This is a genomic window from Bdellovibrio sp. (genome assembly GCF_047637665.1).
Taxonomy (GTDB): domain Bacteria; phylum Bdellovibrionota; class Bdellovibrionia; order Bdellovibrionales; family Bdellovibrionaceae; genus Bdellovibrio.
Genome location: NZ_JBLJBT010000044.1, coordinates 153603 through 180321, shown reverse-complemented (window position 1 = coordinate 180321; position 26719 = coordinate 153603). Strand labels below are relative to the sequence as shown.

The following is a 26719-nucleotide window of genomic DNA, read 5'->3' as shown; positions in this document are numbered from 1 at the left end:
CTGAAGGGAAAACCTAAAATTTACGAATGAGACCCACGACGATGCCGCGAATTTCGACTTCATCAGGAGAATACCACATGGATTTCATTGTGGAGTTGGACGGGCGAAGTTCAACCAATTTTTCAGAGCTTCCACTGTCGGGACGAGCTCTGACATAGAATCGTTTCACCGTGGCTTCGTTGTCGACGGTGGCAACGATAATGTCTCCGTTGTTTGCAGAATCCTGCTTTTGAATCAAAATAATATCTTCATCAAAAATACCATCTTCGATCATCGAATCGCCCTGTACTTTCAAGGCAAAAGATTTTGAAGGATTTCTGACCATTGAGGGAGGGACGTCCACGAATTCATCGTGTTTTAAAGCTTCAATAGGTTGTCCCGCCGCCACCTTCCCGAGAAGGGGAAGAGACAGGATCTCATCACGTGCCTGGAGGAGCTGTGTGCGGTGAGATCCTGTCGCCGTCGAGACCTTTTTTGATTGAAGATGCTCTTGCACAGCAGACGCTGAGTGAAGCACCTGGATCGCTCGCTTCTGACCTTGAGGATTTTCGATGTAACCCTTGCTCGTCAGTTGCTTCAAATAATTCTGAACCGAATTAAACGAAGCCAAGCCAAAGTGATCCTTAATTTCTTGATATGACGGAGAAACTCCTGAACTTAAGATGTGGCCCTCGATAAATTCGAGGACCGATTTTTCCTTAGGTGTCAGTGGGGGGAGGGGCAATTTCTTCGTCATAACTTACACATGAACTTACAGTGTAAATAATATGTAAGTCAAGCCCCTCTTTTAAATTATTTTGAAAGGTCTAGGTTGGCTTAGCGCTCCAAAAGGAATCCGACACTGCACTCTTCGGCTAAGATCCCGGGTTCGCTGGCAATAGCCCGTGTTTGCGGAGCTTTTCTGAGCTCGGCCATCGCGTTAACTTTGGGGGGATTGAACCATTGGGTCAACTTTTGAGGAACGGGTCGTATTTTGAGCATGGCGGAATCAATGCGCGGAAGGACCAAAAACCACAGCCGACGGGACTCCATTTTCTGAGGGGTTCTATAGCTGACAATGGTTTCAATGATATTTTGATTCTGAGGATAAACGCACAAAGTGTCTGCTGAAGGCAGATGGTTTTTCCAATGAGCGGCAAAATCCTCAATGGGTCTGTTTGTAAATCCGGAAAGACGCAGATATTCAATCATGCTTGAAAGAGCTTTTTCTTTGGGTTCACAGAAGCCACTTTCAAACTGCAAAAGTTTTGAATCAACTTGAGTCTCATAGAAAAGAGAGCCCAAGCTGATCTTCTTCGAGGATGTGTCTTGTCCGAGGGCTGCTGAGACAAACTCAAGGTTGCCATTTTTTCTAAGAAGTCCGTTCCAGCCAGACTTTCCCAATGAAGGAATCGCGGCCAACGCATTGTTGCCTTTAGAAAAATCCAAATCCAAGGCAAAAGCAGAGTCTTCTTTTGCGGTAAAATAAATATTCGCTTTGCTAAAGTTCGCGTCGCCCCAGCCGGGATACATCCAACCAGCACAGCCATAGACATTCCATTGGCAGAGAGGTCCTGCGGAGGCAGCAGCTTCAGAAATTTCTGTGGGCTTTGAAAAACTATTATAGACGGTTGCCCCGCTGGCGACGCTGGTGCAGTTGCTGCCCAGACAGACTTGATAATTCATGACGGCGTTGGTTTGAGTCGAGACTTCGCTGTTGACGGTGCAACTTCCTGCATAGGCGGCCAAAGAATAGCGGCCGGGATTTACTTGAAAGTCGAAAGTGCCGCCACTATTGATGGTCACATTATAGAAGCTTTGTGCTCCGTAGACGCCGCTGAGATGAATGCGAGCGGAGGAGGCCCCACATTCGGTGCCGACAATCACACTTCCACGAATGGTAGAGCCACCACTGACAGAGACGCGGGATTCACCTTCAATGTTGGAGCTTTTTGAGCAGCCACTGAGATATGCAGCTAGCGCCAAACTTAAGACATACTTAAACATGAAAGTCCCCCTCAGGTTTTAGATTATCGAGGCCTGCAAAGCAGGACAAGTCTAGGTCTAAAACCGGGGAGGAAGATTAGCGAAGTTGGCTCAGACAAGAGGAGAGAGACGCGTGAGCGTAAGGAGATAAAGAGACGAAAGTCTTGCCTGTAGCGGACTCCAGGCTTTCTACATAGAGCTCGGAGGCGTCGTTGATTCTCTCAATCATGCAACCTACTTTTTGCGCCTGAGGGCCGACAAGAGCTTTAACAAGACACATGCGGTTTCTCAACGAGCAGCGAATGCTTTCAAATTGAACTTGCGCGGGATTGATTTGATTCATGGCCTGAAGAAGTTGTCCCTCTTCTTGAGCAGAGATAAATGCCAAAGAAGGGGAGCTGGCGAATGCAATCAGAGAAGTGAGGGAAAGGATGAGTTTTTTCATAGAAGCCTCCTTGTTATGAACTACGCTCCATGGCTTAGTTCTAACAAGAAGATCTATAATAAGTAAAAGGCATATAAAGAATCTAGATATTCACTTTAGGAATATCACTCTGCTTTGGGGCACTCTTTCTTATTTTCTACGCAAGCGGGCTTTTCGAATCCAGCGACAACAGGTTTGGCCTCAGAGGCCACACTGCGAGACTGAACAGAGGGCACAGGTGTGTTATTTTTGGCATAACTAATCGGAGTCATCGAGCAATTCTGATAAAACAGTATCACGATGGGATTTACCACCAACATCGCTACAAAACTAAAGCTACCTCGATTCACCATAGGGACCTCCACCTGGGGCTAAATTGTCACACCTTGTACCTTACGGACGAAAGGCTTTAAGACTTTAGTCAAAATCTAGTGAATCTCAGCTTGATTCAAAAAAAGCCGCTTTCTCAACTTGAGAGAATGAAAAGACCTGGAGATAATGGGGAAGTGATGACGGGGTATATGAAGACATTCATTTTTAGTCTGATATTTATGTCGGTAGTGGGGGCAAAAGCTGATTTTGCCAATCTCCCCCAGGACTGTGTTAATGATCTTAAGAAATTTCCAGGTGCGTGGGATGACAAACTTTTAAAGCAAGCTTGCGAAAAAGTTTTAGTTAACTCCCTGTGCGTGAGTGCAGAGGGACGACCCATTTATCACTATGATAAAGTGTCATCGACGCCAGGAGCGAAGAAGGTCTTAGTATTTAGTTTGATCCATGGAGATGAAACTCCCGCAGGGACCGTCGGGCGCTATTGGATGGAGCGTCTGGAAGGCATTGATCCTCGCAATACGTGGCGGGTGATTCCGGTGTTGAATCCGGATGGAGTGAAGTACAAGACTCGTACGAATGCCAATAAGATTGATATCAACAGAAACTTCCCCACAAAAGATTGGTCTACAGGGGCCATTGAAAATTGGAAACGCACGACGAAATCAAATCCTCGTCGTTTTCCGGGGGCTGAGGCGGCCAGTGAGCCAGAAACCAAGTGTGCTCTTTATCACCTCGAAGATTTTCAACCTGATTTCATCGTCTCTGTTCATACGCCCTTAAAGGTTTTGGATTTTGATGGACCGAAGGTGTCTCCGCCGCCCAAGTTTGACTATCTTCCCTGGAAGTCTTTGGGAAATTATCCTGGCAGTCTGGGACGCTACATGTGGTTAGAAAGAAAGACGCCGGTTTTGACCATGGAGTTGAAGGAAAATCTTCCCCCGAATCTTTCTCCATTTGAAAGACTTCAAGATATCATCGGTTCTTTGGTGAAGTTAGAGACTGAGAGGGATACCAGGCCGACGGTCTCTTCCCCTGCGAGCTTTCTCCCAGTAGCCTTGGAGCATTGATCATATAGTCAAAATGGAAACGGGACATGATTTAAAAAACCAAGTCCCGTCTCGTACGATCCTCAAAGAAAGTGAACATTGCGAATCTGAGACTTCTCACATCATCGCGGATTCATTCTTGAGAGACCGTTTCATAACTAGTATATCCTTGTCGTCGTTGAATGAAAGATCTAGTGGCAAAAAGCATTTGTCTTAGAACGAAAAGAGCTCATTTAGATTCTGATCTATTTCAGATGTTATATTGATCTTCAAGGCCCCCAGGTTTTCCTTCAGTTGCTCTATATTGGTAGCCCCTAAGATCACACTGGTGAGTTGAGGCTGCGCCGCCAACCAGGCCAGTGCCAGTTGCCCTCGAGTGCATCCCAGACCATCAGCAATCTTCTTCATCTCGCGAACGCGTTGCACATTCTTTTCAGTGTAAAGAGTTTCTTTCAGCCAATCCACTCGTGACAGGCGTCCTTCGCTGACGCCATTGTCGTACTTTCCAGTCAGCATCCCCGAAGCAAGAGGAGACCAGGTGACAAGTCCCATGCCGTGTTGAAAGGCTTTGGGGCGCACATCGGTTTCAAATTTTTCTCGAGCAATCAGACTGTACTGAGGTTGTTCGACTTGGGGTTTGTAATATCCCCAGCGTTCGCAGACATCCATGGCTTCTTGAATTTGGGCTGCGGTCCACTCACTAGTGCCCCAGTAAAGGATCTTTCCATGGTGAATTAGATCATCCATGATGCGCACGGTTTCTTCGACGGGAGTTTCAGGGTCATAGCGATGACAGAAGTAGATATCTAAATACTCAGTGCCAATGCGTTGCAGGCTCTTATTTACAGATTCCAAGACGTGCTTTCGAGAAAGGCCCTTGTCATTGACGTCGTCGCTCATCGGCCAGAACACTTTGGAAGAGATCACCAACTCGTGGCGAGGGAAGTCCTTCAAAGCGGCGCCCATAATTCTTTCTGACTCCCCTTTGGCGTAGATATCGGCGATGTCGAAAAAATTGATTCCAGATTCATAAGCAAGATGAAGAATGCTGCGCACGGAGGTGAAGTCTTTGACGGTGCCTCCGAAGGTTGTCCAGCCACCTAAGGAAAAAGAGCTCAGCTTCAGTCCAGAGCGACCAAGATTGCGATAGGGCATATTTGGATTGAACATCGGGGCCTCCTCATGGAAGCCCCATTATCTTAATGAAGAAGGGACGGTTGCAAGTAATGATTGATTTCAATCAGTCGATCTTGCTGACTGACGACGCTATCTTGAATAGCGACCAGCTCTTTGAGCAGATTATCTTTGGCGGCCTTAATGGCTTGATAGATGTCTTCATGGACACCCTCGGCTTCGACTGTTGTCCCACTTTCGTTCAAGACAATCGCGATCCGATAAAGCTTTTTAAGACCCTCGGGAGTAAACTCCTTGCCGTCTGTTTCATACTGAATCGCAAGTTTTCGTGGATCTCTGGCGACGACAGCAACGACAGTTTGTGGAGTTACAAAGGGCTCAAAGTCAGCGATCTGTTGATAGATAAATGACTTAACTTCCGGGTTTTGTTCAATAAGTTGTATGGTGGGATTTAGAAGAGTCGTCATAGGCGGCCTCCTTTTCCTCTAGTCTTATTGTAACAATGGGGTCGAAATTTGTCTGGTCAAGTTCGGGAGATTTCAAAATAATATTTGAAAACCAATAGGTTTGCATTAGAATCCCGGACCTGGACTGAGGTCATGTTTCAAATTGATATGGGCACTACTAAAACTGAAATAAAGTTAGATTCATCTTGGAAAAAGAAGCTGGAAAGCGAGTTTGCAACGGAACGTATGCAACGGCTGAGATCTTTTCTTTCGCAAGAGTATAAATCGGGCAAAACAATTTACCCACGCGGTGATGAGTATTTTGCGGCGATGAATCTAACGCCTTTTGACAAGGTGAAGGTTGTGATTGTCGGACAAGATCCCTATCACGGTCCTGGCCAGGCCCATGGACTTTGCTTTTCGGTTCGGGACGGAGTTCGTTTTCCGCCATCACTGCAGAATATCTTTAAGGAACTTCACAGTGATGTGGGGGTGGCTCTTCCTAAGAGTGGCTCTTTGACGAAGTGGGCAGAGCAGGGTGTGTTGCTATTAAATGCGGTTTTGACCGTGGAAGATGGCAAGGCCGCGGCCCATCAAGGTAAAGGCTGGGAAGAGTTCACGGATAAGATCATTCATGTGTTGAATGAAGAAAAAGAAAACTTGGTGTTTATTCTGTGGGGATCATACGCTCAGAAAAAAGCCGCCTTCGTCGATCGGAAAAAGCACTTTGTCATTGAGTCTGTGCATCCATCGCCGCTGTCGGCTCATCGCGGTTTTTTTGGCACGAAGCCCTTCTCTAAAGCCAACGCGTATTTGCGCTCTAAGGGAATTTCAGAAATCAACTGGGACTTGGTGAACGGTCACTAGTTCGTCTTGTTTTGATACATATTTCCTTCAAGACCAAGGGCCAAGCCTCTAGTGCCTCCTCGTGGCGCCGATAAGAAATCATTGAAGAATAAAAAGGGGTTAAGCATGAAGTGGATTCTTGTAGCATTGATGATGGGAGCGACCACATTGGGCGTGGGATCAGCGGCAGAGGCGGTTTCGAAAAAGACGCGCACGCCAGCAAGCGCCGATCAGCGTTCTGAGGTTTCCGATGTGGTAAAAAAAATTCGGGAAGATGATGAAGGGCTTGTTATTTTGTTTAGCAAAAATGCCGGTTCCTACTATCTGCGACGAGACGTGGCAGAGTTCGATGCTTACCGCAAGAAGCTCGAAGAGAGTCTTGCGGGCAAGAAGCCTGTAAGCGTCACGTATGAGCCGTCACAGCTCAATATCCTTGAAGTGAAATAAAGCTCCGTTGTAAACTGGTCTCCGTCCAAAGGAGACCAGTATGAAATATTTCGTTTTGTCCCTCATCGCTCTTTCCTTCTCACTCAGCTCTTTCGCGACCACTAAGGAAGAAGTTCAAAAAAAGACCGGCGAAGCCGTGTCCGCAGCCGCTGACTATTCCAAAGAACAAAAAGAACAATTCCAAAAAGATATGGAAGTGAAATTGGCGGATCTCAAATCTGAAATCGCCGAACTAAAAAAATCTGCCTCCGACAAAACTGGCGAAGCGAAAACAGAAATGAAAGAACAAATTAAGGCGCTTGAAAAGAAGCAGGACGAAATGAAAAAGGATCTTGCCAAGCTTAAGAAGAGTTCTGGTAAGGCGTGGAGCGAAATGAAAGCGGGAATGAGCAAAGCCTGGGATTCCCTGTCTGAGTCTTATGAAAAAGCAAAAGCTGAATTTAAAGAAACAAAATAATGAAAAAAAGCACGTTGCTCTTTACCGCTGAACTTCCGCGCCGAAAAGATCTTGGAGAAGAATTTCTTCTGATCTATGACGATATTCTTCCCAAAAAAGTGCCTTCATTTAAGAAATGGTCTCAGCAGTTTCCCTTGCAGTACCCGGTGAGAGCGGGGGAGGCCTTGAAGTCAGTTGAGCAGTTTCCAGATCATATCACAAAGATCATTCGCCTTTGTGAAAACACCTCTGCTCGTCGTTTGACGATTGTGGTTGTGGGCGGCGGCAGCGTCGGTGATTTCGGGGGATTTGTTGCCAGCATCTTGAAGCGCGGCGTGAAGCTGGTGCAGATTCCTAGCACATGGTTGGCAGCCATCGATTCTGCCCATGGGGGCAAAACCGCCTTGAATGTGGGATCTGCCAAAAATCAGATCGGCACTTTTCACCCACCAGAAAAAATTGTTTTAGTTCGCTCTTTGTTGATGGCGCAACCTGAAGCTCGTGCCTTTGAAGGCTTTGGGGAGCTGATTAAGATTGCCTGGATTGTTGGCGGATCGTTATGGTCTCAACTTTCCAAAGAGTATGAAGTCTCTTCGGCGATCTTGTGGAAATACCTCGCACCTGCAATTGATGCCAAATACAAAGTCGTTGCGAAAGATCCCCATGAAAAGACAGGCTATCGTCATGTCTTGAATCTGGGGCACACCTTGGGACACGCCTTGGAGTCTTATTACAGGCTTCCGCACGGAGTGGCTATCAATTATGGATTGGATTTTTCACTTCGCTGGAGTGTCCAGAAAAATATCATGGCGAAGAAAGACTATGACAGTCTTTTGCGGGCTCCGGTGATGGGATATTTGTTGTCGCCAGTGCGTGATCAGCTTTTGCAAACGAAGGCTTCTGTCTTAAAAGATTTTAGACATCTTCTTTTAAGCGATAAGAAGAAGACTCGATCGGAGTCTGTCCGTTTTATTTTTCTTCAGAAACCCGGAAAATGCGTGATTCGAGAAGTGACGGTCGATGAGATTCTGATGGAAGTCTGTCGCCAGAAGGAAGAAGAGCTCAATGGGTAATTTTCATTTTCAAGGCGAAATTCCGGGATCTAAATCGGTGTTTAATCGCGCCTTGATTGTGAAAAGCTACTTTCCGCAACTTGTTCTTCGCGGGAACTCTGAGTGCGATGACGTTCGTTTTATGCGCGAAGGGCTTCAGCACCTCAGCGCAAAAAGCCTCATTGACTGCGGAGAAGGGGGAACGACCTTTCGATTTATGGCTCTAAGGGCGTCCCGACAAAAAGGGACCCATGAGCTTTTGGCAGCGGCTCGCTTGCTGCAACGACCTCAGCAGGGACTTTTAGATTTGCTTGAGCAGTTAGGGGTTGTCGCTCGGATCGCGAATCAAAAACTTGTGATGGAAAGTCAGGGATGGAGGAAACCATCGCGCCCTTTGCAGGTAAATACTTCGGAATCCAGCCAATATGCTTCGGCGTTAGCTTTAAATGCATGGATTTTGGACTTTGATTTGGAATTCACACTGGTCGGTGACAAGGTTTCAGAGTCCTATTTTCTGCTGACGCTTGAGATGCTGCGATCCTTGGGCATGAAAATCGAGGAGACCCCTCAAGGGTTTCTGATTCCCTCGGGACAAAAGATCAATAAGTTTGAGTGGACTGTTGAGCCGGATATAAGTTCGACCTTCACCATGGCGGCCGCTGGTGCGCTGGCGGGAGAGGCCATTCTAGATAATTTTCCAGAGAAAAGTGCGCAGCCCGATCTCGTCTTTTTGGAGATTTTTAAGAAGATGAATGTGGATTTTTCTGTGGAAGGTTCGCGATTGACGGTGAAAGAAAGCTCGTCCCTCAAGGCGGTGGATTGGGACCTCTTTCAATCGCCGGATCTTTTCCCGGTGTTGGCGGTGCTTTGCAGCTGGGCACAAGGTGTCTCTAAGCTTTATGGGGCCCCTCATTTGGCTCTCAAAGAATCTCACCGCATTAAAAAAGTTTCTGATTTATTAACCTTAGTCGGCGTGGTCCATGACGTACTACCTGATGGAATGATCATCCATGGCAATCCTCGACAGGCCTTCGTGCGAGGCGCACGCTTTTTTCCCGACAAAGATCATCGTATGGTCATGGCAGCCGCTTTGATGAAATTAAAAGGGCACGAGTTTCATATTGAAGAGCCTCAGGCAATTAATAAAAGCTTCCCCGAGTTTTGGGGGATGATAGGACTTACACCATGATCACCGCCGTTGTTGGACATCGAGGAACGGGTAAGACTGAGTTGATGATGCGGTTGCAGCTTTATCTTCGCGATGTTTCCGTTGAGTTGATCGACTTGGATACAGAGATTGAAAAGAAGATCGGCAAAACCATTCCTGAGCTTTTTTTAGAGCACGGTGAAGCCTATTTTCGAGAACTAGAAAGACAGCTTTTTTTAGAGACTTTGCAAAAGCCTCACCAAGAGATGTATTTGGTTTTGGGCGCGGGTTTTGATCTCACGGTAATTCCTGAAAGTGTTCGAGTATTGTGGGTGAAGCGCCGAACCGATTTAGATGGACGTATTTTTCTTAACCGACCTCGACTTAATCCCGAGATGTCACCGTTAGAAGAATTTATTAAACGCGCAGAGGGGCGAGAGCAAAACTATCGCAATAGAGCCGACGAAGTTTATCTCATGCCTGAAGGTCAGTTTGAAAATCATCATCAGGCCATGGCAGTTGAGAAAACTCTTTTGACCCATACTCTTCATGAGGTGGGAGGGGCATTGACGGTGTTGCCGGATGTCTTTCTGACCGAAAGACGGTGGGAGTTATTCAAGGAAAGATATTCTCACCGGGGAATTTCCTTGATCGAACTTCGTGATGATTTGTTGTCTGAAGAACAGATGCGGCGAATTTTGAACGAAATGCCCAGTGAATTTTTTATCTATTCATTTCGGGAAGAGCGAGACTGGGACTTATTTTGGAGCCAAGAACAAACCATTGAATTCTTAAATAGAGCAGCTTGGATTGATTGGCCTTGGGAACTGGGAAGTCCAGAAAATGTGCTGGCTTATGTGCCTAAAGAAAAGCTGATTCTTTCACTGCATGATCAAACCCAAATGAAGGAATGGCAGAAATTTGAAAATCAGGTGGGGCACATGAAATATGCTCCCGAGATTCAAAGTTTTTCTGAGTTGGGTGAAGGTCATCAGTGGCAAGTGGCCTTGCCGGCGCAAAGAAGTTTTTTACCACGCTCAAAACAAAGTTTATGGGACTGGTATCGTCTGTATCAAAAAGGAAAACAGTTTATCAACTTTTGGAAGGAAGACGGTGGCAGTGCCGGTGATCAGCCTTCTCTGTGGTGGTGGGTGATGACGCCGATCAAGCCTGCTCATTTTGCAGCAGTGCTTGGAGACCCCGCCTATCATAGCTTTACGCCTCTTGAGCATTCAGACTTCTTTCATAAAAAGGGAATGCCCGTTTTTGCTATCACGATTCGTCGCGAGGAATGGGACGAGGCTTTGCCGCTTCTAAAAAAGCTGGGACTGACTCATGCCGCAGTGACGGCTCCTCATAAGGAAAAGGCCGCTCAACTTTGTCAGCACCCTGAAGTGAAGGCCCTTAATACATTGTATTGGAATGAGTCTCAGGGGCTCTGGCAGGGCGCCTCGACGGATGATCAAGGATTTTTAGAATTGATTGAAGGGGCGGGAATGATTGCTCCCTTGCAAAAAGAAATTTTTGTTTGGGGTGGTGGTGGAACTTTAGAGATGATTCAAAAAGCTTTGCCTCATGCAAGTTACTTTTCGTCCCGCACGGGCGCCCCGCGGGCAGGAAGTGAAGGGGCTTTGGAGTTAGAGCCTAAGATTGTTATCTGGGCGGCGCCGCGATCTTCAGAAACTTTGATGCCTCCTCTGGAGTGGCAGCCGACAATGGTTTTTGATTTGAATTATAAAGAAGACTCTCTGGGGCGTGAGTACGCGCAGAAGTGTGGAGCTAATTATCAATCGGGTCTTGTGATGTTTATCGGGCAAGCCCAAGGCCAGAGACTCTTCTGGCGTCAGTGCGAGGAGCAATCATGAGTGCCAATCAGTTTGGTTCACGCTTTGTTGTGACCAGTTTCGGTGAAAGTCATGGGACGGCCTTAGGGGTTGTCATTGATGGCTGCCCGGCGGGTGTGACTTTTGATGAAGGACTTTTAAAAAAGGAATTGGAGCGCCGTCGTCCAGGGCATCACGGCTCGGGTCAGATTGTTTCAGGACGCCAGGAAATAGATGCTCCGGAAGTTTTAAGCGGCATCTTCGAGGGGCAAACTTTAGGGACACCGATTGCGGTGATGGTGCGCAATCAAGACGCTCGCTCTCAAGACTATAAAGAGATCAAAGCGACTCCTCGTGCGGGCCATGCTGATGATATGTGGAAGAATAAGTTCGGTCATAGCGATCATCGAGGCGGGGGGCGCTCTTCGGGCCGTGAAACTGTTTCCCGTGTCATGGCGGGAGCTTTTGCGCAAATGTTGTTGAAGCAGGTCAGTGCTCCGACACGAGTCATCGGATATGCTTCTCAAATTGGTTCCTTTGTCTTGAGCGAGGAAGAACGCTCTCAAGTAGCCCAGAAGGACGTCGATTCTTTTCAAGCCCGTTTTCCATCTTCTCGAGATCAAGAGGTCGCGGAGATGTTAAAAAAGGCCCAAGAACAAGGTGACAGTCATGGCGGGGTCGCTGAAATTTTAATTCAAAATCCGCCGGCCTACTTGGGGCAACCTGTTTTTCACAAATTGAAGTCGGATTTGGCGTTGGCTTTCATGAGTGTTGGCGCCACCAATGGTTTTGAGCTGGGTTTGGGATTTGAGGCAGCCTCAGTGCCGGGGATTCAGTTTCATCAAAGCTCACAAAGTCCCTATGGGGGCATTCGGGGCGGAATTTCGACCGGCGAAAATATTCTTTTGCGAGTTTCCTTTAAACCCACGAGTTCTATTTTAGACGTGGCAAAAAAAGGTCGCCACGATCCTTGTATTGTGACTCGGGCCATTCCCGTGCTGGAAGCCATGACATGGCTGGTGTTGGCAGACCATTACTTATGGGCTAAAACGGATCGGGTATAAGGGAGGAAGGAATTATGGTTTCTGATATTTTTAATCCCGAATGGTGGATAGAAGTTCCTGGGTTTGAGTTTCAAGATATTACTTATCATCGCGCAAAAGATCAGGGCACCGTTCGAATTGCCTTCAATCGTCCTGAGGTTCGCAATGCGTTTCGTCCGCAAACAGTCGACGAGTTGTACACCGCTTTAGAACACGCACGCATTTCTGCGGATGTGGGTGTGGTGATTATCACAGGGAATGGACCGTCGCCCAAAGATGGTGGTTGGGCCTTTTGTTCTGGCGGAGATCAGCGTATTCGTGGAAAAGATGGCTATAAATACGAAGACAAAGAAGCTGTCGGAAAAATGGATTTGGCTCGTTTGGGTCGATTGCATATTTTGGAAGTTCAGCGGTTGATTCGTTTTATGCCGAAAATTGTGATGGCCGTGGTGCCGGGTTGGGCTGTGGGCGGAGGGCATTCTTTGCACGTTGTCTGCGATCTCACGTTGGCAAGTCAAGAGCATGCCGTCTTCAAACAGACAGATCCTGACGTTGCAAGTTTTGATAGTGGTTATGGTTCGGCTTATTTGGCACGTATGGTGGGCCAAAAACGAGCTCGCGAGATTTTCTTCTTGGGTCGCAACTATTCCGCGCAAGAGGCATTCGATATGGGCATGGTCAATGCGGTGGTGCCGCATAAGGATCTTGAAAAGGTCGCGTTGGAGTGGGCATATGAGATGAATTCAAAGTCTCCGACAGCAATGCGCATGTTGAAATACGGCTTTAACTTGATCGATGATGGTTTGGTCGGACAACAGCTTTTTGCCGGCGAGGCCACACGTCTTGCTTATGGGACAGAAGAAGCCGTTGAAGGTCGCAATTCTTTTGTTGAAAAACGCCGCAAGGACTTTTCAAAGTTTCCTTGGCATTACTAAAACGATTTTTTCAAAATATGATTTTATTGAACTCAGATTTTCTTAAGGGAATCTGAGTTTTTTATTTGTGTTCCTCTGAGTCTGTCCAGTGTAAGAAAACAAGTATCATGCGTTCTCTCAGAGAGAGAAAATGAAGTCATGAAAATTCTTGTCGTCACTCTTCTTCTTGTTTTGGTTGCATTGGCATTTTGGGGATGTCCGACGAAGAAATATATTCCTGATCCGCTGCCTCCGCAGCCTCAAGTTCAAAGATTGGAAGACACTCCCGGCTATCTCGGACGAGAACCTTACGTCGGTCCGCGTGTTCAGTTTCGTCGAATGTTAGCAAACAACAATTAGTAGAAAAGGTCTAGAACCGTGGGGCTTTTGCGGACGTTGATAAAACAACTTATGATTTTCTTTTATTAAATTTGCGTGAATCTCTGGTCCTGGTTCTGAAAAAAATTTGCGCTCCAAAGTATTTGTCACTCACCATGAACTCCTCAAAGCAGAATTGGAATCTTTGAAAGCGAGGAATTCCTCAGGGAAATCTCCTGCTCTGGATTTGTGTATTTAAACAAGTGTCGATGACACAAAAGGAGTGTACGAATGTTTACATGGAAGAAGGTGGTTCAAGCGGCCACGGTCTTGCTGATGGGAGCGGCGATGGTTCGTTGTTCTGGTGCCGGCGGGACAGATGCAGCAAGTGGGGCAAGTGATCTGACAATTGCAGGAACATTGGGGGCGAGTTTCGTTTCCTCAGTTTCAAGTAAACCGAGTGATGTCAGAGTAAACGCCATCACTCTTTCGGATCTTGAGATTTATGCGATTGCGTTCACGACGCCTCCTGCGATTGGTCAGGCCAGCGTTAATGCGAATGGGTCTTTCACAGTCTCATTGCCCGGAGCCAAAGGTTCTCAGGTCATGGCGGTTTTCCGTAATAAGACTTCTTTAGTATCCGTTGGTACTGTTAAGTTCCAAGACAATTCAAAGAAGGACATGGATGGTAATACTCAGAAATCTGAATCTATCACGTTGTCAGACAGCGTGAATTTGGGCGCGATTGCGATCAATGAAGAGGGTGAAGTGGTTGTTGATGTTGCCGATATCGCAACTGCGGTAGACACAACTCCGCCACCAGTATCTGCGGCGTTGGATTTGAGCGGAAATTGGACGATCTCGGCCTTTGAAGGCACTTTGCCAACAGGCTATATGAGTGCATGTCCTCTTGGAACTCCAGATAACGAATGTCACGGTCCAAAAGTGAACGAAAACGTTTTCCTTATTGGCTTGAAGGGCGTGGAAGTGGATGCTCAAGGAAACGAAACAACGACTCCTGTTTACGGTCTTTCTTTCTGGAAGGATTCTGCGACAGTGAATGCTTGTGGTAACGTCATTGGGTTCACGGACAATGATTCAAGAACCAACGCGAAGATTGCTCTGACTATGCCGGTGAACTATATGGATGGTTCGACGCAAAGAAGTGTGGGATTCGGTGACACGTTTACGTTCACAACACCCACTGGATTTGGTGGTGATTCCTGTGGAGCTGGCGTGACTGGATCTTGTAATCTTGCGTGGATGAAAACAGCGGCCAAAGCAAAGCACGACATGTGGAGCTGCGATCGTATTTCTGTCGATGGCAAAACGGCGTCTGTTTGTAAGATGGTTAAGGCGTCGAGTCCGGATGTTTACTCTGCCCACATCGAAGGTGGTGGCTGTGTGGACGCGAACAACAAGCCTGTGATGATCAGCAATTGGGGTTCTTTGACTTCAGCTGGATCTTGTACGGAGAACACAACGGGTGTGCCTGCTGGATTTAAATCTTGGACTTGCCCATATACTCTAAATTCTGCGGCGATTACATGTACGAATACTCATGGAAATTTCAGTGGATTTGATGGCACAGCTTTGTCTGGCGCTCTGAGTAATCAGGATATGAACGGATATAATCCTGAAGGCAATGTTGTGGCGAACACCACAAACTGTAAAGATATCGTAAATAATATGACTCGCTACCGTTGTTATGCGGAAAGCTACTGGGATACCAAAGTTGAAGGTGCGGGCTGTTATAAGCGTTATCACTTCAACTGGGGTGCGACAAACATCGCGAACTTTGTTGTGGCGGAAGGCCGTAACAAGCCCGATGGCAACCATATGACTGAAAGAGTTACTTACTCTCCAGATGGTTCTAGCGGTGTCGTCAGCGGCAAAGAGATTGAGCGTGTCTCTGTGAAGGGTGCCGAAAACTCTGAAACAATTTGTGAAACTGAAAGATCTCAAATCCTCAGCTTCAAAAAGGTTTCTGATGCGAAGGTTCTTGTCGATATGAAGACAAAAACACGTCTTGTGAACTCTTCAAACGCAACTTGTGCAGCAGCGGCTGCAAACACGGCTTGTGAATCTGGCGGTGGCGAAAACTGTGAAGTGTACTATCGTCTTAAAGATGGTGGTAACGCACTTTTCTATATCAACAAGTAATAACGAATTTAACGAAAGGGCTCTCCCAGAGAGCCCTTTTTTATCTGTATTGATATGAAATCTAAAAAATTGATCGCAACATTTATTTTTACCCTCTCTTTTACATCGACGACTTTTGCTAAGGAAGAGCGTAAAGGCCTTTCCATTCAACAAATGCAAATGATGCATCTTCAACAAGAACAGCAGCAAAAGAACTACGAGACCATCGTTGGCAAACATCAAAAGCTGGAAGCGTTGGAAGCTCGATTGGAGCGGGTGAATCAAAAACTGGGGCAATCCTCTCTCCAAAACTCCATGTCCCGCTTGGGAGCAATGAAAGAAAAAGCCCATCTTGAAAAGCAAATCGACGACCTCAAAAAAGAAATTAAATCGTCCAAATAGAAGGTACGCCGTACCTTTTTGAAGTGCGCCGCACCATCAGTAAGTGATGGCGTCGGGGCTACTATAATTAAAACTGAACCTTTTAGGCGACGGTGCCTTTGTAGATATAAGCAATTCCGCCAGTCAGAGCCGTGTATTCGCAGTGCGCATAGGCGCCACTGTCTTTCATAAGGCCCAAGAACTCTTCACGACAAGGGAAAGCGGCTGAGGACTTTTGAAGGTACTCGTAGGCTTCTTTTTGACCTGTGACGAGTCCGCCAATCTTAGGCAGAATATTTTGAGAGTAGAAGTTATAAAGTGTTCCAAAGACAGGGATGTTCACCTGACCAAACTCAAGCACCATCACGGTGCCACCGGGCTTGGTCACGCGAGCCATTTCTTTCAACGCCTTCACGGGATCACCCACATTGCGGATGCCGAAAGAAATACTGCAAATATCAAAGCTATTATCGGCGTACTGAAGCTGAGTCACGTCGGCCTGTTCAAACTTGATGTCTAAACCACGCTCTTGGGCTTTGCCTGGGGCTGGGATCAACATCTCAGCGCAGAAGTCTGTTCCAATCACGTCGCCAGAAGAACCCACAGTTTTTTTAAATTCAATGGCAAGGTCGCCAGTGCCGGTTGCACAGTCCAAAACTTTGTGGCCCAGTTTTGCGCCACTGTACTTCACTAACTTTTTTCTCCACAAGTGGTGGATACCCATCGACAAGACGTTATTGCCCTTATCGTAGTTCGCAGCCACTTTTGAAAACATCGAACGGATGATCTCAGGATTGGGAGAATGTTTAGTTTGCATGAACTTCCGCCTTATGAAGAGGTCTGTCGATGGCAGTGAGAATTTTATCAAGCTTGCTCATCATGGTTTCAAAATCACCCAAAGTCAGTGCCTGCATTCCATCAGACAAAGCCTCTGAAGGGCGAGGATGAACTTCGACGATAATACCATCAGCGCCCACGGCAGCAGCGGCATAGGCTAGATCTGGAACCAGCGCACGAATGCCTACTGCATGAGAAGGATCGACGATCACGGGGAGATGGGTATTTCTTTTTGCAAAAGCCACGGCGTTGAGATCTAGAGTATTGCGAGTGGCTGTTTCAAAAGTGCGAATGCCGCGCTCACAAAGAATAACATTTGGATTTCCACCACTGGTAACGTACTCAGCGGCTTTCACCCACTCTTCGATCAAGGCCGCAAAACCACGCTTCAGCATGACAGGTTTCTTTTGCATGCCCAGTTCTTTAAGCAAAGCGTAGTTGTGCATATTGCGAGAACCGACTTGGAAACATTCCACCAAGTCATAGATCTCTTCGATTTGGCGAGCGTCTGTGACTTCAGAAACCAAACTCATGTTGGTTTCTTTGCAAACCGCTTTGATAAAATCAAATGAGGAAGACCCCAAGCCTTGGAAGGCTTTGGAAGACGTGCGCATTTTCCAAATGCCGCCGCGAAGAATATGTGCGCCAGAGGCCTTCACACCTTTTGCGGTCTCCATGAACTGCTCGTAACTTTCAATCGAGCAAGGTCCGGCGAACACGGTGAACTGAGGGCCTCCAATATCAAACCCACCGACATTGACGATTTGGGTTGAGGGAGTTGTTTGCATAGTTTGCATTTCCATAATACGACTTCTTTAGTGGAACGGCAGAATAGCATAACGCTCTCAGGCATTACAAACTTTTTGGAAGCAGGGGCCCTCTTGCGACATAGGGATCAATGGATTCTTATTGAGGGGCCTTTTAAGCCATCTGAATCCTTGGATTGTGACGAAATTACAGTCTTTTTCCCCGATTTCTACGATTTGAAGTCCTCCGTACCCTTGAAAGGGGCTCGAACCTACCGTCTTTCCCCAGAGGAGCTGCGTAAGAATTGTGAGGCTTACTTGGCTCAAAAGCCCCCTTCTAAGGGGCCCTTAACGAGGTCCTCCTGGGTGGAGCCTCAGAGGGAGCACTTTCTCCAGGCATTGGAGGGTATCCAATCACGTATCCAAAAGAGTGAAATTCAGAAGGCCGTCCCAGCCATTTTTGCGCGATCCTCGCAGACTGTGACAGCCGCCGAACGAGTGCAGATGGTGCTCAAACTTTTGGAAGCTCCGCCGACCTTGTACGTTTATGGCTTTTGGCAAAATGGAGAGGGTGTTCTGGGGGCGACGCCGGAAGTTCTCTTTGATTACTCCCAGGGTGTCATGAAAACCATGGCTTTGGCTGGGACTTGCCCTAAGGCGGAAGCTCTTGAAAGAGAGTCTTTGCTCGATGATGAGAAGGAAATGCAAGAGCACCTTCTTGTCTTGGAAGATTTAAAAAATACACTGAAATCTTGGGGCGAAGTGAAAACCAAGGGGCCAGAGATTTTAGAGTTGCCGATGCTGTATCACTTAAAAACTGAGATCGAGGTTCATTGTGCTCAGAAACCTGATTTCTTGTCATTGATCGAACAGCTTCACCCAACTCCGGCGTTGGGGGTGGCTCCTCGTTCGCAAGGTTATCAATGGATGGCCGAGTTCCCGGGACAAGAGGGCCGTCGGGGATTTGGAGCCCCTTTTGCTTTTTTAGGCTCGGAGGAGGCTCTGTGCCTTGTCGCCATTCGAAATTTGCAGTGGAATAGTTCCGTCTCGATGATCGGCTCTGGGTGTGGCATCGTTGCCGCCAGTGAGTTTGAGCGAGAGTGGAGAGAGCTTTATCAGAAACGCCTGTCTGTAAGAAAGATTTTGGGGCTTGAAGTATGACAAACATGGAATTAGCAGCGAAGGTCATTCAAGAGTTGATTCATACGGGGGTGCGAGAATTCGTTCTATGCGCCGGAGCTCGTAACAGCCCCTTGGTGCATATTCTCGATGAAAATAAAAATCTCAAAGTGTATTCCTTCTTTGAAGAGCGTTCTGCCGCCTTCTTTGCGTTAGGTCGAATTGCCAGCACTCGTCGTCCGGTTGCGATCATCACCACGTCGGGAACTGCGGTGGCGGAACTTCTTCCTGCGGCGGTGGAGGGCACATACTCTTCCTTGCCATTGATCATGGTCACAGCAGATCGTCCAAAACACTATCGTGGCACGGGGGCGCCGCAAACGATCGAGCAGGTCGGTATCTTTTCTTATTACAATGAAGTGGCCTTGGACATTGATGCCGAGAACTCTCACATTTCTTTTAAATCTTTGTCGTGGAAAAAACCGGTGCATGTGAATATCTGTTTTGAAGAGCCTCTGATCGACGGGCCGATTCCTAAGATTGAATTCCCGACGGTCTCTGAGCGAACGAAGCTGCCGGGACAAATTCCTTTGGGAACTTTGAAAGAGATGGAAGATTTTTTGAACACCCATCAGCCTTTGGTGATTGTGGGCATTTTGCCCGAGAAAGCCTATGGAACGGTGTTAGAGTTTTTGAAACAATACAAAGCGCCGGTTTATTGTGAAGGTATTTCCAGCCTGCGTGGGCATCCCGATATCAAGGATATCGAGATTCGCTCTGGCGAGCAGATGATTCATCGAATTTTGAAATCGAAAGAGTGTGACTCCATTTTGCGTATTGGAGGAATTCCCACGGCGCGTGTGTGGAGAGATCTGGAAAGTAAGTACAAAGACATTCCCGTCTTTTCAGTCAGCTTTAATCACTTCACGGGCCTAAGCCGTCCTACGCAGCATTGTAATTCCTTGGACCTTTTAAGCCAGGTGGAGTTCTCTTATCCTCATCGTGAAAATGTGAAAGTGAACATTGAAGATGGAACGCGCGCTGAAACGATCCGCGCACTTTTGGAAAAGTATCCAGAGTCCGAGCAAGGATTGATATACGCACTGTCAAAAAAAATGCGGGGCGCCTCAGTCTATCTTGGAAACTCATTGCCCATTCGCGAGTGGGATTCCTGCTCGTCTCATGATGCCATGCCATTGCGAGTGGCGGCCAATCGGGGCGCGAATGGAATCGATGGACAGCTTTCAACATTCCTAGGATGGGCTCACCCTGAGACTGAGAATTGGTGTCTTGTTGGAGATTTAACCGCCCTGTACGATTTATCGTCACTTTGGGCGACTTCTCAATTGGAAGCCAAAAGATTCCGCATTGTGATTATTAACAATGGCGGAGGTCAGATTTTCTCTCGCATGTTTAATAAAGAGATATTCATAAACAAACATCAGATTTCTTTCGAATCCTGGGCAAAGATGTGGAATTGGTCTTATCAGAAATGGCATAATATTCCTGTGACCACAGATTTCGCCGATCAACAGATCATAGAGCTTTGTCCCGATGGGCAGCAAACCCAGGCATTCTGGAAGGAGTATGAATCTTTGTGGAAAGAGTGAATCTCTTTTTCTTGCACGGATTTTTAGGCAGACCCTCGGATTGGGCCGCCGTCAAAGCGCACTTGCCCTTCTCAGAGGAGCTTCGCTTTTTTATTCCGGATTATTTCAAAGACCCTCAATTGGGACCGCAACATTCCTTGGATGTTTGGGCCGAGAATTTCACCAAGTGGGTGGAGCTCAATGGCTGTGCGGGAGAGCGTAACATTTTGGTAGGCTATTCTTTAGGGGGACGTTTGGCGCTGCATGCATTAAAACGTCGTCCCGTCTTGTGGCATAAAGCCGTGCTGATCTCTACAAATCCAGGTTTTAATGACCTTCATGAGTCGCTCAATCCCATTTCGGCCGAGCGCCAGCAGCGCTGGATGAACGATTCATATTGGGCTGAAGAATTTCAAAAGTCTTCTTGGGACATGGTTCTGCGTAACTGGAATGCGCAGCCTGTTTTCGGTGGCAGTGAAAGGGAGCCTCAGAGGGTTGAACAAGATTATTCCCGCGAATCCTTAAGTCTTGCCTTAACTCAATGGTCGCTGGCTCAACAAGTAAATATGCGTCCTTTGCTGCAGTCGCAACTTTCTAAAATCCTATGGCTTGTTGGAGAGCGCGACACGAAGTTTGTTGAGCTTTCGCGCCGTCTCGAGCAAGAAGTCCCAGGGTTGCAGATGCAGTTGATTTTCGGCGCTTCTCATCGAGTTCCCTTTGATAACCCCAAGGATCTTGCGACTTTCCTGAGCCCGTTCTGTAAGATTTAGAAATCCATTTTTCTCATCTGATGTTGGCCTCCGATGAAGAGGTCTGCTGATTCAAGGATAAAACCAAAACTATTTTCGCCAAGAAGGAAAAGATCATAGACGGGATCCCAATCCTGAATTTTAGGGGACGGTTTCGCCGAGATATCCTCGAGAGTCACCCAGGCACCGGTTTCGAAAGATTTGGACTGCACAAGGCCCGCATTGCTCAGAACATAAAGCTTTCCATTTCTATCTACAGCCAGGCTGGTAATGGTGGTCATTCCGGCATCCACACTGACTTCAGTCCACGTGGTGCCGTTGTCGGCGGTGACAAAAACCTTTTGTGCACTGAAGACGTAAAGTTTTTGATCAGCACCCAGTTTGAACTTAAAAACCGATGATGTGTGGGGGCTTCTCATCTTTTCCGTCCAGGTGGCTCCGTCATCATTTGAGTAATAGACCGCAAGATAAGTATTATCGATCTGGGCTGCTAACGCCAAAGCCCCATCATTCAGTATTCTGAAGTCTCGGTAATCGACAGTGGTTGTTCCCGGGATGGCAAGAGTGGAGGTTTCCGTCCAGGATTGCCCCGCATCCGTGCTCTTTATTAAAGAATGCGTAGCTCCTTTATTGGACACCGAATAGGCCGTTCCGTCCGGCGCAAAATCCAAGAACAGATGAGTGCGTGAGACCGGGTCGGTCAGGTCGGAGCTGATCCAGGTGGCGCCATTGTCATTGGATCTCATAAAGCACGGGGAGGAGTAGTTTTTATATCCGGCGATGATCATTTTTCCTGAAGCATTTTTGGCAAAATCTTGGACTTGATAACATTCGCCGGTGTTCGTCATCATGTATTTATCGAACTCTTTGACCCAGGTCTTTCCACCATCCGTCGTTGTGATGACGGAGTACCCATAGTGATTATTTTCGTTAAGTCCTTGGTAGGCCAAAACAATTCGACCATCCTGCTTTTGGATGGCATTTTCGGTCCAGTTGGCCCAATGGTTCAGATAGACGTGCTTGCGAGTTCCAAAGGTCCATGTGGCGCCGTCATCAGTTGAGGTGAGAGTTCTCATGGGGTTGTTATGAACATCCGTTTCATCACTAATCACCCCCACCAGAGTGCCGTCAGATAGTTTCAGCATCGCGGTGCCTTCGTATCCTATGGGGATAAGGCCACTTGTGGGGTTGGTGACAGTGAGCACGCCCCAGGGGCCTGCGGGAGGTTTGCGATAAAGGCGATTTTGATAGCTTGAGAGTTGAACAAAAAACAAAAGAGAACCATCGTCGGCGCGAATAAGTCCGTTGGATTTATAAATAGTTGCAACTGAGAACTCCGAAGTCCAATTGACTCCGCCATCGGTTGTTTTCCACACCTCGGCAGCCGCGCCGGGGCCATTTTTGAAAGTCGCTGCATAGAATGTCGTCGGCGACTCAAAGATAAAAAAGTGAGATCTTGCGGCCCCGTAGGAAACCATAACTGAGGTTGGACCCGTCGCAGGTTTTGTCCATGTCCACGTGTCGGTGCCGGAGTTGTAGGTTCCCTTCAGGATTCCCATGGTCGTCATCAGCCACAAATTGTCCCAGGGGTCGGTCTCCATAATTAACAAAGGAGAGATGTCAGCAGGGGCCAAATCGCTGTCTTGAAGGATGGGGTTCCACGTCTGACCTTGGTCTTTGGAGACCTTGATAAGGGAGCCATTGAGGTCGTCATAACCGCTAAAGAAAACATGCCCTGACGAATTCACGGCAAGATTATAGCAGTAAAAGTCTTTGTTATCGTCGTGAAGATGTAAAGCGGTCGACCAAGTGACGCCATCGTCGACGCTTTTTCTTATGATCAGCTCGAGAGTGCCCGCGCGATCATTCCATAAATTTCCACAGGCGTAGATGATTCCATTTGTGGGGGACACCACGATGTCATGCGCATATCCTTCGAAGTAAGAGTCGAAGTCCGGGGCTGGTGTATCAACGGCGGCGAAGGTCTGTCCTTTGTCGGTCGATCTGTAAATGACGAAAGCTTCGGCGTTTCCTCGAGGACCATTGGGGGTTCCGACAGCGACAATATTTCCCAGGGCCGTTTCAGCAAGCTGTATGATTCCAGCGTTTTCTCCGCCCTTGGCGTAAGTCGTTGGCGGGGCTTCATTCGAGAAAGCATGGATTTTAACCGGAATTGTGGAAGTCGTTCCATGAGAATCCATCACTTGCAGAGTGTCGTTCAAGACCGTCGTGCGAAGGGGAGCGGTGTAAGTTGAAAGAGCTTGATCAAAGAACTCGGCGATACTGCTGACCGTGAAAGGACCTTCGCCGTCTAAGAAAGAGAGAATGATAGATTCTCCTGGGAATAACTCCAGACGTGATTTATTCCAGCGCAATTTTTTGGTCGTAAATGTCCCGCGGATTCCGCGATTTAAATCAATCACTGCGCCATTGGCCATGGGAAGGGCTTCAAAGGTGTAGGTGGTATAGTCGGAGAGAGTGCAGGAGTGATGTTCGAAGAAGTTTCCGTTCACGTCCACGGAGGGACAGACTTCGCTGGCTCCCGTGGCGTCATAGATCGTGACCTTGTATTGACTGGCTCCCGTGTTCTTCCAGGTGAAGTAGGGGAAGGGGGAACCACTGAGTGTAGTGTCCATCGTTGAATCGGAAAGTCCTGTGACGGAAAATTCGGTGGACATCTGTGATGAGTGTTCTAACTCGACGATGCTTCCATCAATAGTACATCCCACAAGAAGCATATGGGCCGTGATCAAAATGATTCCTAAAACGCTCCGGATTTCACGCATACTGATAGGTCGGTATTTCTGAAAAATTGCTTGAGAGTCTGGGGGGGGGGAATTGGAATACTTTTCGAAGTCGTCTCAATTTGAAACGACGATCATTATTCCTTTGTAAGGAGAGTTCGGTTTACTTAAGTAAGGTCTGTGATCCCTCTAGGATCCAAGAGCGGAACTTCTTGACGTTCATATAGATGGACTTCTCAGAGCAGACGTCTTTGTTCTCGATATATTCTTTTCTTTCATTTCCATCCAGCTCGCTAGGAACAGTCCAGGAAATAGCTGAGGCAATGCCGACAACATAATCTTTGCCATTATAGCGCATTAACGCAGGTCCACCGGAATCCCCACTGCAGATGCCTTTGCCAGTTTTTTGATCGACATAGAATTGGGATTCATCATCGGCAACACTTTCAATCATGAGCTCCACGTGGCGTAGAGATCCAGAACCTTGTGTGTCTTTTCCTGTGTTGTCCTTTTTCCCAGAGGTGCGCCCATAACCTGAGGCGGTAAAAAGAAGTCCCTTTTTCAGCGGAAACTCGTCGTTCGGTATTTGCAAAAGCTGGGTTCCTGTTGGGGCTTCCCCTTTGATAAGAATCAGCGCAAGATCGTTGCGATCTTGAGTATTATTTTTTTTGTAAAGAGGATGAGTTAAAACCTTTGCGGCCTGGCGAAGAGTGTAATCCCCAGAAAGAGGTTTGAGTCCGAAGGCCAAAGACAGCCCGGTGTGATCAGATTTAATGCAGTGAGCGGCTGTGAGGATGATGTTTTTTTGAATCAGGAGCCCGGTGCAATAAGTTTTCGTCGGGTTGTCGTAAATGAGCACCACGTATTTGGAAATAATATTTTCTTTTGTGGTGTCTTTTCCACCAACAATGGCTGCGTCGGTCTCGTAAGTGAAAGTCTCCACCTCACTGAGCGATCCCCCACAAGCCGTTAATGCAAAAACGAACAAAGAGCTGACGTACAACTTCGTTTTCATAACTCCCCAGGCTTTATCTTGGATTTCAAATAACAAAAGGGCCGCCTTTTTGTCAGCAGCCCTTTTGCAGTTTTGAAAAAACTCTGTGGTTTATTAAATCTGAGAATTACTTAGCAACTTGGGGATTCACCAAGGAGGTGGAGAGTTTGTTAGCCATTCTGTTCAACCACGTCTTGTAGAAAAGAGCGCTGGTGTAGGCTGAAAACTGTGAGCAATCATTTTTCTCGTCTTCGACTCCGCGGCTGGTGATTCCCCAGAGGTAAAGCTTGCCCTTGATGTCGATAAAGGCGGGGCCACCAGAGTCACCATGACAAGCGCCTTGTCCGCGCGTTTGGTTCAGTTTCATTTCAGAACTGCTAAATGCGGGATCTTCGATTTTTACTGTGGTTACGCGAAGGATTCCCGCGCCATCGCCGGTGACTCCGTCTGAGATACCAAAGCCTGCCAGAATAACCGTAGCGCCCTTCTTAAGAAGGTTCTTGTTTGCCGTGCTGATGAATGTGGCGGGCTTGTAGCCGGCAGGAACGCTGCCCGTGAAGTGAACCAAGGCGATATCGCCGGTGTCTTTTTTTCCGTACTGACGAGACTCCCAGTAAGGGGAAACTTCAACTTTGTCGACCTGACGGCGAAGACTATTTTGAGTCAGTTTTGTGTCGAACATAACGAACATCGACTCAGGCTCGGACCCGATACAGTGAGCCGCCGTTAATACAAGATTGTTGGGAAGAAGAGAGCCTGTGCAGAGTTGTCCTTCATTCGCATCGTAAACAGCGACGATACTTTCCTGAACTTTATCGCCAAGCTGAACCTCGGTACCACCGATAATTGCTTCGCCGGAAGTTTGAATTTCACCGGCATTGTCCGCTTTCGGAGCGCATGCTGAGAGAGCCAAACTTGAAACGATCCCCGCCAAAATCAGAATATTTAGCTTCACTTAAATCCCCCCGGATTTAACATCACAACCCCTGTGGTGCGTTGAGCTAATAAACCCAATTTGGAACCACTTTACAAGATGATAATGTTTATGGATGCCATAAGGGACCGTGGGGTCCCCAGGCAGATGAAAAACTTACAGGTGTTTAAAGCTCTCTGTGGCCTCTATTAGAGCTGAACGAGTTCCGGGTTCCGCTGCTGCATGTCCGGCATCGGCAACAAATGTAAATTTTGCCTCCGGCCAAGCCTTATGAAGCTCCCAAGCCGAACGCGCCGGACAGACGACATCGTAGCGGCCTTGAACGATCGCACCGGGGATGTGGCGGATTTTTTCGATACTCTCAAGAAGCCAGTTGTTGGTTTTAAAGAAAGCATTGTTTGTGAAGTAATGGCATTCGATGCGCGCAAAACTCAAAGCGTATTCAGGATCATCAAACTCTTCAATCGCACTTTGGTCCACAATCAAACGAGACGTTGCCGCTTCCCATTTGCTCCAAGCTTTGGCGGCTTCCAAACGAACATCGGCATTTTCATGCGTGAGTCGTTTGTAATAGGCTGCGACCAAGTCATGACGTTCATTGACGGGAATGGGTTTGAGATACTCATCCCAAACATCGGGAAAGATTTGCGACGCGCCCTCTTGATAGAACCATTTTATTTCGGAGGGACGGCACAAGAAGATTCCACGTAAAACAAGCGCTTTGACTCGTTCAGGGTGAGTGATGGCATAAGCCAAAGCTAAGGTGGATCCCCAGCTTCCTCCGAAGACGACCCACTTGTCGATCTTCAGCATCTCGCGAAGGGTCTCGGTGTCTTTCACTAAATCCCATGTGGTATTTTCGCGCAGTTCCGCACAAGGAGTCGATTTCCCAGAACCGCGTTGATCAAAAAGAATAATACGGTAAGTTTTGGGATCAAAAAAACGACGGTGATCGGGATGAATTCCGCCGCCGGGTCCCCCGTGCAAAAACACCACAGGCTTACCTTGGGGGTTTCCACACTCTTCCCAATAAAGAGTATGAAGATCTGACACCTTTAACATTCCTTTATTAAAAGGCTCAACTTCTGGAAAAAATTCTTTCATAAAAAA

At 47.4% G+C, this 26719-nt stretch carries 27 protein-coding genes; 15 read left to right on the top strand and 12 right to left on the bottom strand.

Translation table 11 applies throughout. From position 1 onward, the window contains the following. Window positions 1-13: 13 nt before the first annotated feature. The 4 genes from lexA to ACM64D_RS15825 form a co-directional block, all read right to left on the bottom strand. Window positions 14-736, bottom strand: coding sequence for a transcriptional repressor LexA (gene lexA / locus ACM64D_RS15840; protein ID WP_415064209.1), 723 nt, complete (start codon window positions 734-736; stop codon window positions 14-16). Between the two features lie 80 nt (window positions 737-816). After that, window positions 817-1986, bottom strand: a complete 1170-nt coding sequence (locus tag ACM64D_RS15835) for a hypothetical protein (RefSeq protein ID WP_415064208.1) — start codon at window positions 1984-1986, stop codon at window positions 817-819. A 76-nt stretch (window positions 1987-2062) separates the two neighbouring features. Further along, window positions 2063-2410, bottom strand: coding sequence for a hypothetical protein (locus tag ACM64D_RS15830; protein ID WP_415064207.1), 348 nt, complete (start codon window positions 2408-2410; stop codon window positions 2063-2065). 104 nt (window positions 2411-2514) lie between these two features. Continuing rightward, complete coding sequence (locus ACM64D_RS15825; protein WP_415064206.1) at window positions 2515-2742, bottom strand: hypothetical protein; 228 nt, start codon at window positions 2740-2742, stop codon at window positions 2515-2517. A 126-nt stretch (window positions 2743-2868) separates the two neighbouring features. Here ACM64D_RS15825 and ACM64D_RS15820 point away from each other — a divergent pair, with 126 nt between their 5' ends. Next, window positions 2869-3789 carry a M14 family zinc carboxypeptidase gene (locus ACM64D_RS15820; RefSeq protein ID WP_415064205.1) on the top strand — a complete coding sequence of 307 codons (921 nt, stop codon included), beginning with the start codon at window positions 2869-2871 and terminating at the stop codon, window positions 3787-3789. Window positions 3790-3981: 192 nt separating this feature from the next. Here ACM64D_RS15820 and ACM64D_RS15815 read toward each other — a convergent pair whose 3' ends face one another. Both ACM64D_RS15815 and ACM64D_RS15810 read right to left on the bottom strand, forming a co-directional pair. Continuing rightward, the gene (locus ACM64D_RS15815; protein ID WP_415064204.1) at window positions 3982-4938 is read right to left on the bottom strand and encodes an aldo/keto reductase; all 957 of its coding nucleotides are present in this window, start codon (window positions 4936-4938) and stop codon (window positions 3982-3984) included. Between the two features lie 29 nt (window positions 4939-4967). Then, window positions 4968-5369: a hypothetical protein gene (locus tag ACM64D_RS15810; protein ID WP_415064203.1), complete on the bottom strand. Its 402-nt coding sequence runs from the start codon at window positions 5367-5369 to the stop codon at window positions 4968-4970. A 132-nt stretch (window positions 5370-5501) separates the two neighbouring features. On the opposite strand from ACM64D_RS15810, the gene ung reads away from it, so the two are divergent. The 11 genes from ung (at window position 5502) to ACM64D_RS15755 (ending at window position 15918) form a co-directional block, all read left to right on the top strand. Continuing rightward, window positions 5502-6215, top strand: coding sequence for a uracil-DNA glycosylase (gene ung, locus ACM64D_RS15805; protein ID WP_415064202.1), 714 nt, complete (start codon window positions 5502-5504; stop codon window positions 6213-6215). A 105-nt stretch (window positions 6216-6320) separates the two neighbouring features. After that, a complete protein-coding gene (locus ACM64D_RS15800; RefSeq protein ID WP_415064201.1) occupies window positions 6321-6641 on the top strand; it encodes a hypothetical protein in 321 nt (106 codons plus the stop codon). 40 nt (window positions 6642-6681) lie between these two features. Next, window positions 6682-7098 (top strand): hypothetical protein, encoded by a 417-nt coding sequence (locus tag ACM64D_RS15795; RefSeq protein ID WP_415064200.1) that lies wholly within the window; start codon window positions 6682-6684, stop codon window positions 7096-7098. Further along, complete coding sequence (locus ACM64D_RS15790; protein ID WP_415064199.1) at window positions 7098-8150, top strand: hypothetical protein; 1053 nt, start codon at window positions 7098-7100, stop codon at window positions 8148-8150. Before ACM64D_RS15795 ends, ACM64D_RS15790 begins: the two co-directional genes overlap by 1 nt. Continuing rightward, entirely contained in the window at window positions 8143-9318 is a 1176-nt protein-coding gene (locus tag ACM64D_RS15785) for a 3-phosphoshikimate 1-carboxyvinyltransferase (protein WP_415064198.1), read from the top strand. Before ACM64D_RS15790 ends, ACM64D_RS15785 begins: the two co-directional genes overlap by 8 nt. Further along, a complete protein-coding gene (locus ACM64D_RS15780) occupies window positions 9315-11141 on the top strand; it encodes a shikimate kinase (protein WP_415064197.1) in 1827 nt (608 codons plus the stop codon). The genes ACM64D_RS15785 and ACM64D_RS15780 overlap by 4 nt, the downstream gene beginning before the upstream one ends. After that, window positions 11138-12163 carry a chorismate synthase gene (gene aroC / locus ACM64D_RS15775; RefSeq protein ID WP_415064196.1) on the top strand — a complete coding sequence of 342 codons (1026 nt, stop codon included), beginning with the start codon at window positions 11138-11140 and terminating at the stop codon, window positions 12161-12163. Before ACM64D_RS15780 ends, aroC begins: the two co-directional genes overlap by 4 nt. A 14-nt stretch (window positions 12164-12177) precedes the next feature. Beyond that, window positions 12178-13077, top strand: coding sequence for a 1,4-dihydroxy-2-naphthoyl-CoA synthase (locus ACM64D_RS15770; RefSeq protein ID WP_415064195.1), 900 nt, complete (start codon window positions 12178-12180; stop codon window positions 13075-13077). 138 nt (window positions 13078-13215) lie between these two features. Then, the gene (locus ACM64D_RS15765) at window positions 13216-13416 is read left to right on the top strand and encodes a hypothetical protein (protein WP_415064194.1); all 201 of its coding nucleotides are present in this window, start codon (window positions 13216-13218) and stop codon (window positions 13414-13416) included. Window positions 13417-13665: 249 nt separating this feature from the next. Continuing rightward, window positions 13666-15537: a hypothetical protein gene (locus ACM64D_RS15760; RefSeq protein WP_415064193.1), complete on the top strand. Its 1872-nt coding sequence runs from the start codon at window positions 13666-13668 to the stop codon at window positions 15535-15537. Window positions 15538-15591: 54 nt separating this feature from the next. Beyond that, entirely contained in the window at window positions 15592-15918 is a 327-nt protein-coding gene (locus ACM64D_RS15755; protein ID WP_415064192.1) for a hypothetical protein, read from the top strand. 82 nt (window positions 15919-16000) lie between these two features. On the opposite strand, the gene ubiE is transcribed toward ACM64D_RS15755, so the two are convergent. Further along, window positions 16001-16714 carry a bifunctional demethylmenaquinone methyltransferase/2-methoxy-6-polyprenyl-1,4-benzoquinol methylase UbiE gene (gene ubiE, locus ACM64D_RS15750; protein WP_415064191.1) on the bottom strand — a complete coding sequence of 238 codons (714 nt, stop codon included), beginning with the start codon at window positions 16712-16714 and terminating at the stop codon, window positions 16001-16003. Then, the gene (gene aroF, locus ACM64D_RS15745) at window positions 16704-17537 is read right to left on the bottom strand and encodes a 3-deoxy-7-phosphoheptulonate synthase (RefSeq protein ID WP_415064190.1); all 834 of its coding nucleotides are present in this window, start codon (window positions 17535-17537) and stop codon (window positions 16704-16706) included. The genes ubiE and aroF overlap by 11 nt, the downstream gene beginning before the upstream one ends. 78 nt (window positions 17538-17615) lie before the next feature. Between aroF and ACM64D_RS15740 the strand changes: the two genes are divergently transcribed. The 3 genes from ACM64D_RS15740 to ACM64D_RS15730 are packed head-to-tail and all read left to right on the top strand — an operon-like array spanning window position 17616 to window position 20958. After that, window positions 17616-18641 (top strand): chorismate-binding protein, encoded by a 1026-nt coding sequence (locus ACM64D_RS15740; protein ID WP_415064189.1) that lies wholly within the window; start codon window positions 17616-17618, stop codon window positions 18639-18641. Then, entirely contained in the window at window positions 18638-20209 is a 1572-nt protein-coding gene (gene menD / locus ACM64D_RS15735; protein ID WP_415064188.1) for a 2-succinyl-5-enolpyruvyl-6-hydroxy-3-cyclohexene-1-carboxylic-acid synthase, read from the top strand. The genes ACM64D_RS15740 and menD overlap by 4 nt, the downstream gene beginning before the upstream one ends. Continuing rightward, complete coding sequence (locus tag ACM64D_RS15730; protein ID WP_415064187.1) at window positions 20197-20958, top strand: alpha/beta fold hydrolase; 762 nt, start codon at window positions 20197-20199, stop codon at window positions 20956-20958. Before menD ends, ACM64D_RS15730 begins: the two co-directional genes overlap by 13 nt. On the opposite strand, the gene ACM64D_RS15725 is transcribed toward ACM64D_RS15730, so the two are convergent. The 4 genes from ACM64D_RS15725 to pip form a co-directional block, all read right to left on the bottom strand. Continuing rightward, entirely contained in the window at window positions 20955-23723 is a 2769-nt protein-coding gene (locus ACM64D_RS15725; RefSeq protein WP_415064186.1) for an exo-alpha-sialidase, read from the bottom strand. The two genes, ACM64D_RS15730 and ACM64D_RS15725, sit on opposite strands and share 4 nt — an antisense overlap. A 121-nt stretch (window positions 23724-23844) precedes the next feature. Beyond that, window positions 23845-24696 (bottom strand): S1 family peptidase, encoded by an 852-nt coding sequence (locus ACM64D_RS15720; RefSeq protein WP_415064185.1) that lies wholly within the window; start codon window positions 24694-24696, stop codon window positions 23845-23847. Between the two features lie 106 nt (window positions 24697-24802). Then, complete coding sequence (locus tag ACM64D_RS15715; RefSeq protein ID WP_415064184.1) at window positions 24803-25630, bottom strand: S1 family peptidase; 828 nt, start codon at window positions 25628-25630, stop codon at window positions 24803-24805. A gap of 135 nt (window positions 25631-25765) precedes the next feature. After that, entirely contained in the window at window positions 25766-26713 is a 948-nt protein-coding gene (pip, locus tag ACM64D_RS15710; protein ID WP_415064183.1) for a prolyl aminopeptidase, read from the bottom strand. Window positions 26714-26719: the final 6 nt, after the last annotated feature.

Bases quoted from the DNA above. Each gene is read 5' to 3' on its own strand.
- lexA (WP_415064209.1), bottom strand. From the start codon at position 736: ATGACGAAGAAATTGCCCCTCCCCCCACTGACACCTAAGGAAAAATCG.
- ACM64D_RS15835 (WP_415064208.1), bottom strand. From the start codon at position 1,986: ATGTTTAAGTATGTCTTAAGTTTGGCGCTAGCTGCATATCTCAGTGGC.
- ACM64D_RS15830 (WP_415064207.1), bottom strand. From the start codon at position 2,410: ATGAAAAAACTCATCCTTTCCCTCACTTCTCTGATTGCATTCGCCAGC.
- ACM64D_RS15825 (WP_415064206.1), bottom strand. From the start codon at position 2,742: ATGGTGAATCGAGGTAGCTTTAGTTTTGTAGCGATGTTGGTGGTAAAT.
- ACM64D_RS15820 (WP_415064205.1), top strand. From the start codon at position 2,869: ATGAAAAGACCTGGAGATAATGGGGAAGTGATGACGGGGTATATGAAG.
- ACM64D_RS15815 (WP_415064204.1), bottom strand. From the start codon at position 4,938: ATGTTCAATCCAAATATGCCCTATCGCAATCTTGGTCGCTCTGGACTG.
- ACM64D_RS15810 (WP_415064203.1), bottom strand. From the start codon at position 5,369: ATGACGACTCTTCTAAATCCCACCATACAACTTATTGAACAAAACCCG.
- ung (WP_415064202.1), top strand. From the start codon at position 5,502: ATGTTTCAAATTGATATGGGCACTACTAAAACTGAAATAAAGTTAGAT.
- ACM64D_RS15800 (WP_415064201.1), top strand. From the start codon at position 6,321: ATGAAGTGGATTCTTGTAGCATTGATGATGGGAGCGACCACATTGGGC.
- ACM64D_RS15795 (WP_415064200.1), top strand. From the start codon at position 6,682: ATGAAATATTTCGTTTTGTCCCTCATCGCTCTTTCCTTCTCACTCAGC.
- ACM64D_RS15790 (WP_415064199.1), top strand. From the start codon at position 7,098: ATGAAAAAAAGCACGTTGCTCTTTACCGCTGAACTTCCGCGCCGAAAA.
- ACM64D_RS15785 (WP_415064198.1), top strand. From the start codon at position 8,143: ATGGGTAATTTTCATTTTCAAGGCGAAATTCCGGGATCTAAATCGGTG.
- ACM64D_RS15780 (WP_415064197.1), top strand. From the start codon at position 9,315: ATGATCACCGCCGTTGTTGGACATCGAGGAACGGGTAAGACTGAGTTG.
- aroC (WP_415064196.1), top strand. From the start codon at position 11,138: ATGAGTGCCAATCAGTTTGGTTCACGCTTTGTTGTGACCAGTTTCGGT.
- ACM64D_RS15770 (WP_415064195.1), top strand. From the start codon at position 12,178: ATGGTTTCTGATATTTTTAATCCCGAATGGTGGATAGAAGTTCCTGGG.
- ACM64D_RS15765 (WP_415064194.1), top strand. From the start codon at position 13,216: ATGAAAATTCTTGTCGTCACTCTTCTTCTTGTTTTGGTTGCATTGGCA.
- ACM64D_RS15760 (WP_415064193.1), top strand. From the start codon at position 13,666: ATGTTTACATGGAAGAAGGTGGTTCAAGCGGCCACGGTCTTGCTGATG.
- ACM64D_RS15755 (WP_415064192.1), top strand. From the start codon at position 15,592: ATGAAATCTAAAAAATTGATCGCAACATTTATTTTTACCCTCTCTTTT.
- ubiE (WP_415064191.1), bottom strand. From the start codon at position 16,714: ATGCAAACTAAACATTCTCCCAATCCTGAGATCATCCGTTCGATGTTT.
- aroF (WP_415064190.1), bottom strand. From the start codon at position 17,537: ATGGAAATGCAAACTATGCAAACAACTCCCTCAACCCAAATCGTCAAT.
- menD (WP_415064188.1), top strand. From the start codon at position 18,638: ATGACAAACATGGAATTAGCAGCGAAGGTCATTCAAGAGTTGATTCAT.
- ACM64D_RS15725 (WP_415064186.1), bottom strand. From the start codon at position 23,723: ATGCGTGAAATCCGGAGCGTTTTAGGAATCATTTTGATCACGGCCCAT.
- ACM64D_RS15720 (WP_415064185.1), bottom strand. From the start codon at position 24,696: ATGAAAACGAAGTTGTACGTCAGCTCTTTGTTCGTTTTTGCATTAACG.
- pip (WP_415064183.1), bottom strand. From the start codon at position 26,713: ATGAAAGAATTTTTTCCAGAAGTTGAGCCTTTTAATAAAGGAATGTTA.